The following is a 16,121-nucleotide window of genomic DNA, read 5'->3' as shown; positions in this document are numbered from 1 at the left end:
GTACTGAAGTCTAGTGACTCAATTCTAGATACTCAAGTCTAGCTTGGAGCGCTTAATCATAGCGTAGGTATCTAAATGGGAATATATAGTCAGCGAACTACTACACGGTTACAGTGTTAACCTCGTTAAGCCTATTCTAGTAGTACTTGCACTCGGTTGCCTTGTAACCATTTTAGACTTCTTTGACTATAGCAAATGAGAGCCCAACTTAAGTCCATAAAAAAAGAGCAGCCAAGGGGTTGCTCTTTTTTATGCGCCTTATTAAAGCAAAAATTCATCACTAACGTAACAATTCAAACCCGACTTACTCATAGAGTCATTTATTGCCATAAAGGTGACTGCACAACTTCCCATATGCGTTGACCTACTTGTTGCTCATTACCGCTGGCATCAACGCGATGCACTCGAGTTGGCTCCGCTTCATATTGTGCTTTAAAACCTTGATAAACACGCTCAAAGAAGGCAATGGCTTCTTGTTCAAACCTATCTGCTTCACTGCGCTTACCCGCCCGCTCCAGTCCTAGCCTAACGGGTAAATCAAGCCATAAAGTAGTATCTGGCATACGCGGAACAAAATGGCTTATTAAGCTTTGAATTTTTTGCAGCGCACGTGCCTCTCCCTTACCACGTCCGTAACCCTGATAAGCCACTGATGAGTCAGTAAAACGATCACAAATTACCCATTTTCCCGTGTCAAGAGCGGGCATAATTACCTTATGTAAGTGATCACTACGCGCTGCAAACATCAGTAGCAACTCAGTATCAGCCTCAATATCAGTATTTGGGTTTAGTAATAGCGCGCGCAATTGCTCAGCAAATGGGCTACCGCCTGGCTCACGCGTACGGACAAAAGGTATTCCCTCATGCGTTAATCGCTGGCAGAGATAATTAATCGCCGTGGTTTTACCCACGCCTTCGGTGCCTTCAAATGTAACAAATTTGCCAGCTTGCATTAGTTAATGACCTGTGTCTTTTATGGGTTATCCTGAAGTTATTGGGGCTCAGTCGTTGCGTCAGATTCTGACTCAGTCTTTTTATTTCGCATCACACTAAGGTACGCCTGCACTGCTTTGTTATGCTCAGCCAATGTCTTGGTAAATTTATGCCCACCCGTACCTGTTGCCACAAAATATAAGGCATCGCTTTCGGCGGGGTGCATTGCAGCCTTGATGGACGCATGAGAGGGTAGCGCAATTGGGGTGGGAGGTAACCCCTCTATTTGATAGGTATTATAGGCTGTTTTTTCATTAATATCTTGACGCCTAATATCCCCATTATAGCGCTTGCCCATGCCATAGATAATGGTCGGGTCGGTTTGTAAGCGCATTCCTTTTTTGAGACGGTTCACAAATACAGCTGACACCAGCTCACGCTCACTAGGTATACTGGTCTCTTTTTCAATAATAGACGCCATTATCAACGCCTCATAAGGCGTTTGATAAGGCAGCCCCTCTGCACGATTATCCCACGCTTCAGCCAAGGCTTCTTGTTGATTTTGGTATAAATCTGTTAATACCTGCTTGTCTGTTACCCCTGGGTTATAATAATAAGTATCTGGCGTAAACCACCCTTCTAAATTATCAGAAAACTCTCCATTAGGGGTAAAAGCATCAATACCCAAAAGCTGCTTAAAATTAGCCTTTGGCGTACCGTCAGCTTCTAACACTTTTAACGTAATGCTGTCGTTGCTTGCCAAGGCTTTATATAGGTCAGCCGCAGTCTTGCCTTCAATGATCTGTACCGTCACTACTTCAACCTTCGGGCCTTCCTTGAACACCTCCATCAATTGCACTAAGTTGGCGTTTTCAGGGACTTCATATGTACCTGCATGCAAAGGCGTATTAACAGACCTAATGTATAGTTTGGCGAGATTCGCTGAAAACAAAGGCACATCACGCTGGAACTGAGGCAAAAATCCGTAATAACTCTGACCTTCCTCCACAATCACATCGCCCGCCGCTCGCTTTGTATGACCAAATAAAGTTTGATAGCCCATAGCCAGCACAAACGCCGCCATAAGGCCTAAGACAAGCATTATTTGGTAGCTTCGCTTTGATGTTGGGCTAGAGGACTCACTAGAGGAAGGTTTCTTATGCGTTGATTGCTCGCCACAGATAATGGATACATCGGTATGTACCGTATCATCCGTTATCGGCTTTTGGCCCTTGGATGTCGGTTTATTAGCCTCCAATGCATTATCATCGGGTTTATTATGTTCTGAATTTGGGGTATTAGAGGTAGAATTACTCATGTCCACTCGCAAATAAACTTTTGCTAGAATTTAGCACTGAATAGGTACTTATTCAATGGGCATTCGTTTTCCGTATTGCTTTTAACTGTCTTTTATATTCAAACTAGGGCTTGGTTATGCATTTAACGTTCAATAAACAGTTAGCCAAAGGCTATAAATCTGCAAGCCAAATTATTCGTGTCCTTAGCGAAGATTGGGTAAATAAGTGTGGTTATTGTCCAAATTGCGGAAATGACCCCTTAAGTAAATTTACCAATAATCAACCTGTGGCAGACTTCTTTTGTCAACACTGCGGCGAACAGTACAAGCTGAAAAGTAAAAAAGCCAAACTTAGCCATATAGCCATACGATTAATGATGGCGCTTATAAAACCATGATTGAGCGCATCACTAGCGATACTAACCCTCACTTTTTCTTCTTAACCTACTCTAAAGAACTTATCGTTAATAACTTTTAATCATTCCAAAGCACTTTTTTACCACTCACATTATCATTGAGCGCACTCCCCTATCTGAAACGGCAAGACGAGAGAGATGGGTAGTTGTAATAGACAACTTAGCAAAGTGCCTGAGCTGGGTAAAGTGCTTTTAGTCAAAAACCAACAGGTAATATCACCTATTCAAGTGAGTTCTCAATTTGATACAACCACCTTTTTGCGCCAACAAACTGCTAAAAACCGAAGATGGGCTTTGGAAGTTAAGTTATATTAAATAGTGACCCCCACATTAGCACGGAATTTGTAGTAAATACCTATAAAACTGGCTCACTTGGTAATAGTCCCAGTCGCTGATCATTAACCAGCAACTCTCTAACCGGAATAACGCCGCGTACCGCATTACAAAAGAACATCGCCTTTAAATTTAGTAAATCTTCATCCCTTAAGATCCGTTCTTGAGCTGGCGCGCCCAATGAATCCATTTCATCCATAATCACTTGACGCATGACCCCATTTACACCAGATGATACAATCGGCGGGGTGTACCATTCCCCTTCCTCCCCACCATTGAGCTGATAAAACACATTACTCATTACTCCTTCTACCCATGAGTCGGTCATATCTCGTACTAGTCCTTCAGCAAGATCGGGGTAGGCCAGTTTGCGCTGCTCAAGCTCGCCAGCTATCAGCACACTATCTAAGCGATTCAATGACTTAATACTGGCTAAAGGCGGTGGCAAACAAGCCAACTGTGCGTCTAAACATGTGGCTACGATAGAGGGTTGCTGCAAAACAACCTTGCCAGAATTCACAGATAGACGATGACTTAAAGAATCAGTAGAACGGGTTAAAAAACCAGCTGTTTGAGTAGCAAGTGGCTGAGTGGACATAACCCCTATCCAAACATGGCAGTTATTCTCAGATAGTTTTGAAGAGTACGCATAGCCCCGCAAGTGTTGCTGTTGACGAGTCACAATGACTTTAATCAGGCCATGCTCAATACTATCAGCAAGCTCAGTGACGGCAAGCCAAAGGCCCAGCTGACGCTCAGAGGTAAGATGTAAATAGAGGGCGTTAAGATGGTGGTTCAACCGAGCCTTGTGGTAGTCTTGCCACAATATATGAGCTTGATAAACACCCATCGTGGTAAAAAAACCATCTCCATATGCAAGTCCTCTTAAACTGGGCGACAGCAATGATGGCTGGTTTGGGGCAGGAAGGGTGCATACCACGCCAGTATCCTCTAACTGATACCACTTCATGGTCTGCAACATGTGTACTTCCTTATAAAAGACTAAACTACTGTGACGATAATCAACTGTGACTATAATCAACGTCATTCTAAACACGGACTATATGTGCTCAATTGCCCTATGACTGTTTTAGACTAGCTTTTTAAATGACTTGATTTAAATCAGTTTGTTTAAATTACCTTTTCGACTATATAGTACGGTTTGTCAAGACAACTAAACAGATTTTTTGAGGATCAGCATACAACTATAAAACTCACATTTTGCCAAAGCAACTTGCTGTGAACCCACCTCCTTATCTTTGATAATTTGGCCAGCTAGCATGTTTTCAACTACCTTTGCACCCTCTGGGCCCATCAAACCCTGAGCCGCTAAGTAGGCTTTTTTAGCGTGATTGATGCTTATTTCTTTTTCGGCATCCGAATCATCAGGGTTAGCATAATACCACCCATATTCTAAGTATTCTGTCGAATCAATAATGTCGAGATAGGGATCTTCGCCTTTCATAAAGCGATATTTGGTGGCAATATTGCTAGCGTAATCTAAACTATTCTCATCAGTTACTGCCACTTTACCAAATATACGTTTCATTTTATCAATATCATCAATAGCAAAGTGCTCAATCTCACCTTTATTCCAGCTCTGAACATCATAACTAACTGGCTTGCCTTCAGGTTTACTCTCGGCATTGTCGCTACTTTTTACATCGCTGTTCGCTGTAGGTGCATCGTTTTGTTTCCGACTGCTTGGCAGTGCTTGTTCAGCCAGTTCTTGTTCTTGCGCGGCAGATTCTGTTTGACTGCACCCTGTGAAAAATAAGCACGCTGCCAACCCGAGTACACTCAGACGAGCGACAGCAAAGTTTTTTAATCTAAACTGTGTTGCTATAGCAGAAATCATTCACTCACCTTTTTACATACATTTAATTGTGTCGTTGAGCTAGTTCTTGGGTCATCAACACTCATTGCTTGAGCAAGTGCTTAGTTTATATAAAACTGGGGTAACTGCATAGTGGAAAAAGTATGCAAAGCCTACTCAATATTACAGAGAGCTCTCTATAGAATGGCAACTTTGTTATAATAAAACCGCTGATATAAATGACGACTATAAACGATAGCACTGGCTCGGTAAAACTGTGCATAACCTAGAGACTGTTACCATTAAAGTAGTCTAAAATGGGCTAAGCCAACTAATTATAGATAATTTATAGATAATCGCTATTAAATATAACTGCTTTTAATTAAAGCGGATACAGTAACCGAGGTCAATAGAATAGAGTTACCGTTGCAAATTACTTTGACGGTACAACCCAAGGAATGTAAGAGAACCATGACACACTCTACACCACAAGCCAAGCAGTCTATCCCAAATCCTTTATTTAATGAACAGCGTGAAGACAAGCGTTACCTAGACCCGCAAACTGCAATTCATCACTTTATGGTTATTGGTAACCCTATTTCCCATAGCCAATCCCCTACTATCCATAAAGCATTTGCGAAACAAACCGGTGTGCATATTCGCTACGCAAAGCAATATTGCCCTGATAACTCTGAGAGCTTTATCGCAGTGGTTGAGGCTTTTTTTAATGGTGGCGGTGTGGGTGCAAATGTTACTGTACCTTTTAAACAAATGGCTTACCAACTTTGCGCTGAACGTGGCGGTCTTTCTCCTCATGCTCAGGTTGCTAGTGCGGTCAACACCTTGATGCTTAAAGACGGTAATATTTATGGTGATAATACCGATGGACAAGGCCTAGTCAATCATTTGTATCAGTTAGATTGGCTTATAAAGGGCGCTAAGGTGGCTATCATCGGTGCGGGCGGTGCATGCCGTGGCGTTGTTTTACCATTAGTCGAGGCAGGAATAAACCAACTTACCATTGCCAATCGCACGATAAGTAAGGCAGATAAGCTGATTAGTGAGCTCGGCGATGCTCATCCTCAGATTGCTGCGATTAAACCAACTGCCTGTACCATTCATGAACTCGAAGGTAGATTTGACCTTATTATCAATGCAACATCTATCGGTCTATCAGCTGATACGCTTCCCCTATCAAGAGCTCTAGAATGCAGCTATGCTTATGACATGATGTATGGTCGCGACCTACCCTTTTTAAATCACTTTCACGCGTTGCAGGCGCAAACCTCTGATGGATATGGCATGTTGATGGGTCAAGCCGCACTTAGTTTCGAGCGATGGACAGGGAAGCGAGTGGATACACTATCTTTATAGAGCCTTAGCCATGACGTTGGGTTATAGAGGGCTTTAAATTCGGCTCAGGCTTATCATAGGCATAGTCTAACCCTAAGTCATTCTGTCTTAAATATTTTTTGTTATGTTGCCATGTATTGTGGTTATGCACGGTGTTGTTATCATATATACAACTGGGTTGCGTCCTCATTTAAATTATGCGGGTAAAATGAGATAAATTATCGCCAAACCCGAATGACTTCAAAGAAAAAATAGCGGCATATCTGCTTAAAATCAGACAAAGTATACCGGCAATCTAGCCATTTTTACCCATAAAATATAAATTACGGTAATTAACGCCACGCCTTAGCAAAAGCCTTACTTTTTTGATTGGTGTTTATTCCCACTCATTCTTATCACTGATAAGCTTAGATTCCAATATCATTAATGGTTTTCTTAACCACGTTGAATGCATGATTAACCCACCAACTGACGCAATAGAGCATCCTAATAAGGTATCAATGAATCTGGCTTGTACGATCCCTTGATAAGACATAACGCCCACATCAGCCAGCACATTTTAAGTATCTCGGCTATATTCAGCAATAAAAACAGTCAGTGGTGTAACCATCACAACGGCCAGCCCGTAATGACGCACAACCATAGTCTCAATCCATAAAAACATCAGGAATAAGGCTATTGCCACACCGACTGGGGGCAACGACATCGCCAATACAAACGTAGCTTACCTGTTAAAGCACCTACGAAAATGGTCAGACTAATAGTTGCCTCTGCAACCACCACAAGGTTCCACGGCCTATCAATAGATTGAATGGTAAAAATATGGGCGACTTCTCGACTGGCAAGTTGTTTCAAACGGCTCTTAGACATAATAAGGGGGGCACAATTTAGATTAAGAATACTATGAATTTATGAAATTTAGGGTGATACTTAATTCAAAAGCGTTCATACCCTGAAACTTGTTAAAAACACACCCTCTTTCAATTTTACTAAATATGATGAATTTAAGCTGCTTATAGAGACCTTAAGCAGCTTATAGAAAAGGCATCAGGATCAGAATAAACCTATAAGTCTTTCTGCCAACCATTACACCTTAAGCCACCCCATTAGGATGCCTCAGGCGTTGTATACGGTATATTTTTTTGTTTAGCAACATCATTATAACTTTCGACGTTATTTCTGTCAGGGCTTCTAGTATGAACAGCCACCTAACGGTCTAAAGTTAAACGCTTGTGCACAATACCACTATTTAAAACATCATGATAAAGTAGTATAACTAATTTCTATCAGTACACATGTAACTCATGAATAATAGTTGTCATAATGGGAATTTCTCATAATTAGACTTATACTAATTTAGATAATATACCTCATAACGTCTTAAAATTATTATTTCAATAGCTCATTCCCCTTTGCCGACTCCACCAATTTAAGAGAGATTATTATGTTAAGTTATAAAGCACCTTTGCGTGATATGAAATTTTTGCTAAACGATGTTTTTGATTATCAAACTCATTTCAAAGATTTAAGTAATGGCGAAAATGCCGACCCTGAAACGGTAGATATGATTCTTCAGGGGATGGCAGATTTTGCTGAAAATGTAGTATCCCCTCTTTATCAACCTGCTGATGAAGAAGGTTGCCACTTTAAAGATGGCGAAGTAACCACGCCAAAAGGTTTTAAAGATGCCTATAACCAATTTGTAGAAGGCGGCTGGCAAGGTATTTCGTATCCTGAACAGTACGGCGGTATGAACCTGCCGATGTCTTTAAACCTGATTAAGTCTGAAATGATTGGTACAGCAAACTGGCCTTGGGCGATGTATCCTGGTTTAACCACAGGCTGTATCAATACACTACTTCAATACGGAACGGATGAGCAAAAAGACGTTTATCTGCCAAAATTAGTTGAAGGTACTTGGTCAGGCACTATGTGCTTAACAGAGCCACAAGCAGGTACTGATTTAGGTCAAGTTAAAAGTAAAGCTGAGCCACTAGACGACGGCACGTATAAAATTAATGGCACTAAAATTTTCATCTCAAGTGGCGAGCACGACTTAACCGATAATATTATCCACATTGTGTTGGCTCGTTTGCCAAATGCTCCTGAAGGCACACGTGGTATTTCACTGTTTATAGTCCCTAAGTTCATTCCAAACACTGAGGGCGAAGCAGGGGATCGTAACGGCGTTACTTGTGGTTCAATCGAACATAAGATGGGCATCAGTTCATCCGCTACCTGTGTACTAAATTTTGATGATGCCACGGGCTATTTAATTGGCGAACCCAATAAAGGTCTTAAAGCGATGTTTACCTTTATGAACACGGCACGTATTGGTACGGGTATACAAGGTCTTGCACATTGTGAGTTGGCTTTCCAAAATGCGCTACCATATGCCAAAGAGCGTCGCTCAATGCGTGCGTTATCAGGCCCGAAAGAGCCAGATAAAGTAGCGGATGCTATCATTAATCATGCAGATGTGCGCCGTATGCTATTGACGATGAAAGCCTTTGCTGAAGGCGGTCGTTCGATGATTTATCATGCTGCCCGTTATGCCGATAAGATGAGTGAAGGTATTGCAACCGGTAATGATGAAGAGTTTGAAAAATGGGATGATAAGCTTGGTTTTTATACGCCTATTTTGAAGGGCTTCTTAACTGAGCTGGGCATCGAAGCGGCAAAACATGGTCAGCAAGTATATGGTGGACATGGCTATATCAAAGAATGGGGGATGGAACTGATCGCCCGTGATGCTCGCATTGCCACCTTATATGAGGGCACGACTGGCGTACAAGCATTAGATCTGTTGGGTCGCAAAGTCATCATGCAGTCTAAAGGTAAAATTATTCGTGATTATACCTCTAGTATCATGAAATGGTGTAGCGAGTATGCCCTTGACAAAGACATGCGCAAATTTGTATGGGCATTGACCAAACTATGTGCAGAGTGGAACACATTAACCGTACGCCTGATGCTAATGGCACGTAAAGACCCTGAGGTTATTTCTGCTGCCTCTGAAGATTACTTAATGTACTCGGGCTATGTGATGATGGCATATCATTGGGCGCGTATGGCAGCAGTCGCCTTTAAGAAACTAGAAGAAGGCGGTACAGAAGCACCAGAATTTTATACTGCAAAAGTGCAAACAGCGGAGTTTTACTTTGATAAAATCTTACCTCGCACTTCAGGTCATGCCGAAAGCATGGTGGCGCCAAGTGAGTCTATGATGTCTATGGACATTGATAACTTCTCTTTCCTAGACTAATTGCGCAGGAAATTCTGTTTGAGAACAAAAGCGTTTCTTATAAAAAATGCCAGTCAGTAAACTCTGACTGGCATTTTCTTTTTTTTCAAACTTTGCTAAGTACGGGTGGTTAACTTTGGGTCGCAATTTTTAGATTTTGTTTGTTGCGCATACGGATGGCTGAATACAGGACAGGAAAAATAAAAGGGGCAATCGCCCATAACCCAATCTGTATATATAATAATGCACCAACAAATGCACCAATGGTAAAACTGGCGACGATGGTAAAGCTGTGTTTTAGACTTTTAAAGTTACAGTTATTACGATCAAATAGATAGTCTGATACATCAATACCTAACTGAGTAGTATTACCGGTCATAAGTAATGTCGGATTCATTTTACCCATAACCGTTTTACCTGCTGTATTACGAATGGCAAAGGCTATTAAACCTAAGAATCCTGTAAAGGCTACCTCAATAGTACCGGCTTGAGTAAACGGTCCGAAATATACTGCTGATAATAAGAAGGCTGTTAAAAAGGCGACTTCAGCAAAAAGTAAGTCACTGAGTATAGGTTTGTTGGCTTTACGTTTAACAATAACCCGTTTGGTGGCAATGACTGTTAGTAAAAATACAGGCAAGGCCCCAAGTTTAACCCATAAACCAGCGCCGCCCTCAACTATCCCCGCACCCGCCATTACCAAGTTTCCTGTCACATGATTCGTGAAGAAACCAAATAGACCGATAAAACCAATAGTATCAATCGCACCGCCCACTGTTGTTAGCATGACTGGTATTTCATATCTCTGCCAGAAAGTGACATTCTCAGAGGCGGTATGCCCCTCTGCGCTTTCATTTTTATCCTGAACTTCATTTACACTCATGAGTTTACCTTATAATTTTTCATTCGATATGGCTGCGCTTGCCCAAACTTAATCTTATAACCTTTATTTATACTGCGAAAGGGTATGAGAACAAGTTCCCTTACACTAGGGCGTGTCCTCATTTTGAAAATGGAGATAAAAATAAGATATATCGCAGTCAGACAAGGAAAATAATAGGTAAATATCGAGATATTTCCCCGCTATTTGACGTGGTATGACAAGATTTAGCTATTTTTAGGCCATTTAAATGCAATTGTACGAATTGAGGACACGCCCTAGTTTTTAGTATAAATATAACAGTAAAAAAACCCCGCTGAAAATTAATTTCACCGGGATTTTAAAAGCAAAAAACCTTAGACGTAATACGTTTTCTTTACGCATTTAACTTAGGCGGTTAAACCGCCCAGCAAGAGCAACCAAATGCGCCAAAGAAATCCTTGAAATTAGACACAGGCACTTTAGACTGCCATGCTTTTGCATGGTTATGACCATGAATGGTACATGCCGTTGAACATCCGCAAGATGCTGCCATAGCTGCTTGATTTTGCAGAGGTGCTAATGAGTTTTTACCGGCCCCTTCAGGCTCGCCCCACGCGGCATAACCACCGTATTGATTCACAGGTGACCAATCTGGCATTGCTGGAGGTATTGGCGAATCAAAGTCAGAAAACTCGCCTGCTCCATACACACTCTTACCACCAACAACGGTTAAATCTGACGTTAAGAACGGTATTTCATTTTCAGGAACTTTAAAGAAATCTTTGTTTGGTACGATAAAGTCAGCAAGATGACCTTCTTCGATACGGCCACGTTTACCCACTTCATTGGTAAACCAAGCTACCTTCTCCGTCCACATACGCAGCGCAGTCTCACGGTCAAGTAGGTTGTCTTGATCATAAATTTGCATACCACCTACAGTTTGTCCACTGATTAACCATGATAATGATACCCAAGGGTTGTAAGAGGCAACCCGTGTTGCATCTGTACCAGCGGAGACGTTAACTCCACTGTCAAGCATTTGCTTAATTGGTGGGGTGTTCGAAGCAGCAGCTGTACCATATCGCTCTGCAAAATATTCGCCTTGATAAGCCATACGGTGTTGTACCGCAATACCGCCGCCAAGCTCAGCAATACGATCTATAGACTTTTGAGAAATGGTCTCAGCGTGGTCAAAGAACCAATTTAAACCTTCAAAAGGAATCTCTTTATTGACCTTTTCATACACGTTTAATGCCCGCTCAATGGTTTCATCATAGGTTGCATGAAGACGCCACGGCCATTTGTTTTGCGCAAGAATACGAATAACTTCTTCCAAATCCTCTTCCATATTTGCTGGCATTTCAGGACGTGGCTGGCGAAAGTCTTCGAAGTCAGCAGCTGAATATACCAGCATTTCACCAGCACCATTATGGCGGAAGTAATCGTCGCCTTGCTTATAAGTCACTGAGGACGTCCATTTCAAGAAGTCTTCTTTTTCTTCATTAGGCTTTTGAGTGAATAAATTATAAGCCATGCGTACGGTTAGTTGATCTTCATCGTGAAGTTTTTGTACGACTTCATAATCATCTGGATAGTTCTGTGACCCACCACCTGCATCAATAATACCCGTAACCCCTAAACGGTTAAGCTCACGCATGAAGTGACGAGTAGAGTTAAGCTGATATTCAAAGGGTAGTTTAGGACCTTTTGCCAAAGTAGCATAAAGGATGCTTGCATTTGGTTTAGCCAATAGAAGACCCGTTGGATTACCATTCACATCACGTTGTATTTCACCGCCCGGTGGTTCTGGCGTGTCTTTTGTATAGCCAACAGAGCGCAGAGCTGCTGCGTTTAATATGGCACGGTCATAGAGGTGTAGGATAAAAACAGGGGTATCAGGCGCCACCGCATTAATTTCATCTATTGTTGGCATACGTTTTTCTACGAACTGATTCTCAGTAAAGCCGCCAACAACACGTACCCATTGCGGAGCAGGCGTTTTATCAACTTGCGCTTTTAACATCGCCATCGCATCCGCCAAAGAGCGAACCCCATCCCAACGCAGTTCCATATTGTAGTTTAGACCACCACGAATAACATGAGTGTGGTTATCAAATAGGCCCGGTAATACGCTACGACCCTTGAGATTTATCGATTTAGTATTGCTGCCTACTAAATCAAGCACTTCTGAGTCATTACCGACTTTGATAAAGCGGCCATCCTTGATAGCCACCGCTGTTGCCGTAGGGTTTTTAGGATCAAGAGTGGTTATATTACCGTTAAAATAAATAATATCTGGATGTGTCATATTGTTATCCTATTGAAATGAGAGTAAGAAAATTTCAGGTAACGAATTTTTTAGGACTTTTAGATTATTTTATAGACTATATCAGTACCAGATGACACCCTATTAAAATCGCATAGGTAACCGTGTGGCAAACCAAAATTAATTTAAATGAAGCTATAGATTTAAACTTGCACAATAACCTATCTTGCGCAATAACCTATATAGTAAAAGGCCTCATAACTAAATTGTCTACTGATACTGCCCCCTATTTAACTACAGAAATGATCTTACTGAGTGTGATAAAGTTTACACTTAACTTTAGTAATAATGGTTTCTACTAATAATCTAATAAAATAGGTAAATTACATAGACAGTAAGTCTCATAAATAAGCCACTATTACTTACTTTTAATCTCTTACTTTTAATCTCTTACTTTTAATACTGCACCGCTGCAATATTAAAACAACACTGTGGAAAGTAGGTAGATCCAGCAGCATGACAAAACGCTTCTACATTAAAATTTTATGGATTATTAAGTATCCGAGTTATGTTGAGAAGTTATTGTTTGATCTGCCTGCTGTACATGGGCGGAACTATTAGAAAAATGTTGCTTGATATAAGGTATAGCTTGCTCGCCAATTAACATACCCAATAAACCAACCAGAGCCCAAGTAGGGGGGGCAGGTGAACGCACATTAACTAAACTATAAATAACTCCAACCAGAATCCCTACAATCAATGATGCAATATAAATTTTCATTATTTATATACTCTTTAGGGTTCAAAAAAAAGAAAGGATTAATCAAGTAGAGGAAACCGAAACTTAATTACGACTTCTCATACTCAACTAATCCTTTTATAACCAGTTAATCAGTTTTAACAAATACTTTAGATTAAAAATATTTAAATGAAAACATTATTTAGCTGGGTTTGGACCAATAGTTTCGCCATGTTGAGCACGTTCTGGAGCGCCATGCACCATAGTATAAGCATAATCAACACCCATACCATAAGCACCTGAATGCTCTCTAACAATATCCATCACTGCGTCATAAGTATCTTTGTTAGCCCAATCACGTTGCCATTCAAGTAGAACTTGTTGCCACGTTACAGGAACAACGCCTGCTTGAATCATACGATCCATTGCATATTTATGAGCATCAGCTGAAGTACCGCCAGAAGCATCAGCGACCATATATATTTCATAATCGGTATCTTGCATGCAAGATAAAGCAAATGAAAGGTTGCAAACCTCAGTCCATAACCCTGACACTACAACCTTTTTACGGCCATTTTTAGCGCCTTCAGCCAGTGCATCACGAACGTTTTGATCATCCCAAGAGTTCATTGAAGAACGTTCTAGTAATTTGTTTTGTGGGAAGACAGACAGAAGCTCTGGATAGGTATGTCCTGAGAAGCTTTTAGTTTCAACCGTTGTAATTGTAGTTGGGATATTGAAAACCTTAGCCGCTTTAGCAAGACCAACAACGTTATTTTTAAGAGTTTGGCGGTCAATTGACTGAACACCGAAAGCCATTTGTGGTTGTTGATCAATAAAGATCATTTGAGAGTTTTTAGGGGTTAATAGTTCTAATTTATTATTAGACATATGACTATTCCTTTTTTTGATGTGAGTTATTTATCGCTGGATTAACCAGTGATTTTTCAGCCTTATCATATCGTTAATGAAAGTCTGAAAACGTTTATTTTATTGTTAAGATAGGCTTAACTAAATAATAAGTTATATTAGTTAGGCTTAACACTATTATATTTATAGTTGTGAAGAATCACAAGGTATAACCTTATTGATTACAGTTTTTGTACATTGAGACACTATTGTAGCTCTCTAAATAGTTGACGATAAAATAATGGGAATCGCATACCAGTAAAAAATAAGCAACAAGACAAAGCTTGCTACATCCCTACAAACATTAGCTTTAGCAGCTGACAGAGTCGCTATCTTTTATGACTTATACCTTGTTAACCGCTGCTGGAAACCTAAGCTACTAGCGGCTGTCAAACAGCAACTCAAACTCTATGCCTCCAAGGCTTGAATGACAATTGCCATGCATTTAATAACCCAAGCCTCAACCATTAAGAGTTAATCCAGTCAGGTAGTCAAGATGTTAATAATTTAATTTTGCATAAGTTGAACAATAAAATTCGACATAGGGTGCACTTTAGATAAAGGTTTAATCTGTGCTCTATAGACTGGTGTATTTGGCCTATTTTAGCCATGACTTCCATAGCTGAAAGTTTCCCACCCTGTTCATATATGTATTAAGTAGAACATTTAGCCAGCAATTTAAGCAGTATACGCAGTGATTTTGGCATTAATGACTATCGATAATATCGTAAAATTTAGCAGACAGAACGGTGGCCAGCTGCTGGGCCGGTAGCTCAATTTCAAGCCCTCGACGTCCACCACTGATATATATACTTGCTAGCTCTTGAGCCGATTCATGAATAACCGTTGCTAGGCGCTTCTTCTGACCTAACGGGCTAACGCCACCGAGTATATAGCCTGTGCTTCGCTCCACAATTTTAGGGTCAGCCATTTGTACCTTCTTACAGCCCAGCGCTTTCGCCATTTTCTTAAAACTTAAGGTCTCACTAACAGACAAAATAGCTACTGCAAGCTTATTGGCATCTGTCTCTACCACCAAGGTTTTGAAGACCTGCTCAGCAGGGACACCCAATTTATCAGCGGCTTCTAGTCCATAAGACTCAGCTTTTGGATCGTGATGGTATTCGTGAATTTGATAGTCCAATTTTAGTTTTTTAGCTAGGTTTACAGCAGGTGTCATGAGAGCTTACCTTTCCTTTATATTCGATATAATTTAGCACTTTATAAAATATAATGATTGTTATTTAAAAGTTTTTTGACAATTAACAAATTATTTATAATAAATGCGTAGCATACTTTGCTAGTTATGCAGGTTCGTAATATTACAGCGCTATCGTTTTTAATATCACTACTTATAACAGTCCATATAAAACAAGTGCCAACCCATATAAAATAAGGAAAAATCATGAACTACACCTTAAACCAACTTAGCGACACCCATATAGAGCTTTGCATAAAGGGTAAAATCACTCAAGAAGATATGAAAAGCTTATTAGATGAATGGATGCAGGCAACTTCGGCCATTTGTGAGGCTGACTCAGACAATGCGCCAAAGAATGCAACACTGCTATATCGAATTGAAAATTTGGCTATGCCAACGTTCTCAGCGGTAATAGAAGAGATGCGCCGTATGCCTAAGCTTTGGGAAACCATGAAATATTTTGGCAAAATGGCGGTCATTAGCGACCAAAAATGGATACAAAAGATTGCTGAAATTGAAGGATGGATGTTACCCAATCTGGATGTTAAAGGATTTGACCCTTCAGATGAGTCGGCCGCTAAGGCATGGCTGAAAATATAAAGTGAAACTTAAGCTAAAAATTAATGGTTAACATTGGATAATTTATAGATGAATTATCCAATGAGCGCGGTTTAGCCTCGATTTGAGACCCATTTAAAAATTGCATGGCGTTTTTAGAGACGCAAAAGAAGCTCTCTTAAATGAGAGCTTCT

At 40.6% G+C, this 16,121-nt stretch carries 16 protein-coding genes and 1 pseudogene; 5 read left to right on the top strand and 12 right to left on the bottom strand.

Translation table 11 applies throughout. The annotated features are described in order from the left end of the window. Positions 1 to 320 precede the first annotated feature (320 nt). Both tmk and mltG read right to left on the bottom strand, forming a co-directional pair. Entirely contained in the window at positions 321 to 953 is a 633-nt protein-coding gene (tmk, locus tag AC2SLL_RS03420; protein WP_486530278.1) for a dTMP kinase, read from the bottom strand. 38 nt (positions 954 to 991) lie between these two features. Then, positions 992 to 2,251 carry an endolytic transglycosylase MltG gene (gene mltG / locus AC2SLL_RS03415; RefSeq protein WP_486530277.1) on the bottom strand — a complete coding sequence of 420 codons (1,260 nt, stop codon included), beginning with the start codon at positions 2,249 to 2,251 and terminating at the stop codon, positions 992 to 994. A 116-nt stretch (positions 2,252 to 2,367) separates the two neighbouring features. On the opposite strand from mltG, the gene AC2SLL_RS03410 reads away from it, so the two are divergent. After that, on the top strand, positions 2,368 to 2,628 hold the full coding sequence (locus AC2SLL_RS03410; protein ID WP_486530276.1) for a DpnI domain-containing protein: 261 nt from the start codon (positions 2,368 to 2,370) through the stop codon (positions 2,626 to 2,628). Next, positions 2,625 to 2,961 (top strand): annotated as a pseudogene (locus AC2SLL_RS03405) (DpnI domain-containing protein). The gene AC2SLL_RS03410 and the pseudogene AC2SLL_RS03405 overlap by 4 nt, the downstream one beginning before the upstream one ends. A gap of 40 nt (positions 2,962 to 3,001) precedes the next feature. Here AC2SLL_RS03405 and AC2SLL_RS03400 read toward each other — a convergent pair. Both AC2SLL_RS03400 and AC2SLL_RS03395 read right to left on the bottom strand, forming a co-directional pair. Next, complete coding sequence (locus AC2SLL_RS03400) at positions 3,002 to 3,961, bottom strand: aminotransferase class IV (RefSeq protein WP_486530275.1); 960 nt, start codon at positions 3,959 to 3,961, stop codon at positions 3,002 to 3,004. A gap of 192 nt (positions 3,962 to 4,153) precedes the next feature. After that, positions 4,154 to 4,837 (bottom strand): hypothetical protein, encoded by a 684-nt coding sequence (locus AC2SLL_RS03395; RefSeq protein WP_486530274.1) that lies wholly within the window; start codon positions 4,835 to 4,837, stop codon positions 4,154 to 4,156. A gap of 537 nt (positions 4,838 to 5,374) precedes the next feature. Here AC2SLL_RS03395 and aroE point away from each other — a divergent pair. Beyond that, positions 5,375 to 6,169 (top strand): shikimate dehydrogenase, encoded by a 795-nt coding sequence (aroE, locus tag AC2SLL_RS03390; RefSeq protein ID WP_486530423.1) that lies wholly within the window; start codon positions 5,375 to 5,377, stop codon positions 6,167 to 6,169. A gap of 355 nt (positions 6,170 to 6,524) precedes the next feature. Here aroE and AC2SLL_RS03385 read toward each other — a convergent pair whose 3' ends face one another. Genes AC2SLL_RS03385 through AC2SLL_RS03375 form a run of 3 tightly spaced genes read right to left on the bottom strand, consistent with a single transcriptional unit; the run spans position 6,525 to position 7,018 of the window. Continuing rightward, complete coding sequence (locus tag AC2SLL_RS03385; protein ID WP_486530273.1) at positions 6,525 to 6,683, bottom strand: hypothetical protein; 159 nt, start codon at positions 6,681 to 6,683, stop codon at positions 6,525 to 6,527. Between the two features lie 24 nt (positions 6,684 to 6,707). Beyond that, a complete protein-coding gene (locus AC2SLL_RS03380; protein ID WP_486530272.1) occupies positions 6,708 to 6,854 on the bottom strand; it encodes an FUSC family protein in 147 nt (48 codons plus the stop codon). Beyond that, complete coding sequence (locus AC2SLL_RS03375; RefSeq protein ID WP_486530271.1) at positions 6,824 to 7,018, bottom strand: hypothetical protein; 195 nt, start codon at positions 7,016 to 7,018, stop codon at positions 6,824 to 6,826. The genes AC2SLL_RS03380 and AC2SLL_RS03375 overlap by 31 nt, the downstream gene beginning before the upstream one ends. A 574-nt stretch (positions 7,019 to 7,592) precedes the next feature. On the opposite strand from AC2SLL_RS03375, the gene AC2SLL_RS03370 reads away from it, so the two are divergent. Then, positions 7,593 to 9,413 (top strand): acyl-CoA dehydrogenase C-terminal domain-containing protein, encoded by a 1,821-nt coding sequence (locus AC2SLL_RS03370; RefSeq protein WP_486530270.1) that lies wholly within the window; start codon positions 7,593 to 7,595, stop codon positions 9,411 to 9,413. 109 nt (positions 9,414 to 9,522) lie between these two features. Here AC2SLL_RS03370 and AC2SLL_RS03365 read toward each other — a convergent pair whose 3' ends face one another. From AC2SLL_RS03365 to ybaK, 5 genes are all read right to left on the bottom strand, one after another. Beyond that, positions 9,523 to 10,275: a YoaK family protein gene (locus tag AC2SLL_RS03365; RefSeq protein ID WP_486530269.1), complete on the bottom strand. Its 753-nt coding sequence runs from the start codon at positions 10,273 to 10,275 to the stop codon at positions 9,523 to 9,525. A 394-nt stretch (positions 10,276 to 10,669) separates the two neighbouring features. Next, complete coding sequence (locus AC2SLL_RS03360) at positions 10,670 to 12,562, bottom strand: amidohydrolase (protein ID WP_486530268.1); 1,893 nt, start codon at positions 12,560 to 12,562, stop codon at positions 10,670 to 10,672. Positions 12,563 to 13,073: 511 nt separating this feature from the next. Beyond that, the gene (locus tag AC2SLL_RS03355; protein WP_486530267.1) at positions 13,074 to 13,301 is read right to left on the bottom strand and encodes a DUF1427 family protein; all 228 of its coding nucleotides are present in this window, start codon (positions 13,299 to 13,301) and stop codon (positions 13,074 to 13,076) included. Between the two features lie 156 nt (positions 13,302 to 13,457). After that, on the bottom strand, positions 13,458 to 14,150 hold the full coding sequence (locus tag AC2SLL_RS03350; protein ID WP_486530266.1) for a hydrolase: 693 nt from the start codon (positions 14,148 to 14,150) through the stop codon (positions 13,458 to 13,460). A 724-nt stretch (positions 14,151 to 14,874) separates the two neighbouring features. Next, complete coding sequence (gene ybaK, locus AC2SLL_RS03345) at positions 14,875 to 15,348, bottom strand: Cys-tRNA(Pro) deacylase (RefSeq protein ID WP_486530265.1); 474 nt, start codon at positions 15,346 to 15,348, stop codon at positions 14,875 to 14,877. Between the two features lie 225 nt (positions 15,349 to 15,573). Between ybaK and AC2SLL_RS03340 the strand changes: the two genes are divergently transcribed. Then, on the top strand, positions 15,574 to 15,969 hold the full coding sequence (locus AC2SLL_RS03340) for a SpoIIAA family protein (protein ID WP_486530264.1): 396 nt from the start codon (positions 15,574 to 15,576) through the stop codon (positions 15,967 to 15,969). The last annotated feature ends 152 nt before the right edge of the window (positions 15,970 to 16,121 follow it).

This window comes from Psychrobacter sp. CX97 (assembly GCF_057396285.1).
The sequence above is the reverse complement of the archived record's forward strand: the minus strand, read 5'-3'. Positions and strand labels throughout refer to the sequence as shown.

Bases quoted from the DNA above. Each gene is read 5' to 3' on its own strand.
- tmk (WP_486530278.1), bottom strand. From the start codon at position 953: ATGCAAGCTGGCAAATTTGTTACATTTGAAGGCACCGAAGGCGTGGGT.
- mltG (WP_486530277.1), bottom strand. From the start codon at position 2,251: ATGAGTAATTCTACCTCTAATACCCCAAATTCAGAACATAATAAACCC.
- AC2SLL_RS03410 (WP_486530276.1), top strand. From the start codon at position 2,368: ATGCATTTAACGTTCAATAAACAGTTAGCCAAAGGCTATAAATCTGCA.
- AC2SLL_RS03400 (WP_486530275.1), bottom strand. From the start codon at position 3,961: ATGTTGCAGACCATGAAGTGGTATCAGTTAGAGGATACTGGCGTGGTA.
- AC2SLL_RS03395 (WP_486530274.1), bottom strand. From the start codon at position 4,837: ATGATTTCTGCTATAGCAACACAGTTTAGATTAAAAAACTTTGCTGTC.
- aroE (WP_486530423.1), top strand. From the start codon at position 5,375: ATGGTTATTGGTAACCCTATTTCCCATAGCCAATCCCCTACTATCCAT.
- AC2SLL_RS03385 (WP_486530273.1), bottom strand. From the start codon at position 6,683: ATGTCTTATCAAGGGATCGTACAAGCCAGATTCATTGATACCTTATTA.
- AC2SLL_RS03380 (WP_486530272.1), bottom strand. From the start codon at position 6,854: ATGTCGTTGCCCCCAGTCGGTGTGGCAATAGCCTTATTCCTGATGTTT.
- AC2SLL_RS03375 (WP_486530271.1), bottom strand. From the start codon at position 7,018: ATGTCTAAGAGCCGTTTGAAACAACTTGCCAGTCGAGAAGTCGCCCAT.
- AC2SLL_RS03370 (WP_486530270.1), top strand. From the start codon at position 7,593: ATGTTAAGTTATAAAGCACCTTTGCGTGATATGAAATTTTTGCTAAAC.
- AC2SLL_RS03365 (WP_486530269.1), bottom strand. From the start codon at position 10,275: ATGAGTGTAAATGAAGTTCAGGATAAAAATGAAAGCGCAGAGGGGCAT.
- AC2SLL_RS03360 (WP_486530268.1), bottom strand. From the start codon at position 12,562: ATGACACATCCAGATATTATTTATTTTAACGGTAATATAACCACTCTT.
- AC2SLL_RS03355 (WP_486530267.1), bottom strand. From the start codon at position 13,301: ATGAAAATTTATATTGCATCATTGATTGTAGGGATTCTGGTTGGAGTT.
- AC2SLL_RS03350 (WP_486530266.1), bottom strand. From the start codon at position 14,150: ATGTCTAATAATAAATTAGAACTATTAACCCCTAAAAACTCTCAAATG.
- ybaK (WP_486530265.1), bottom strand. From the start codon at position 15,348: ATGACACCTGCTGTAAACCTAGCTAAAAAACTAAAATTGGACTATCAA.
- AC2SLL_RS03340 (WP_486530264.1), top strand. From the start codon at position 15,574: ATGAACTACACCTTAAACCAACTTAGCGACACCCATATAGAGCTTTGC.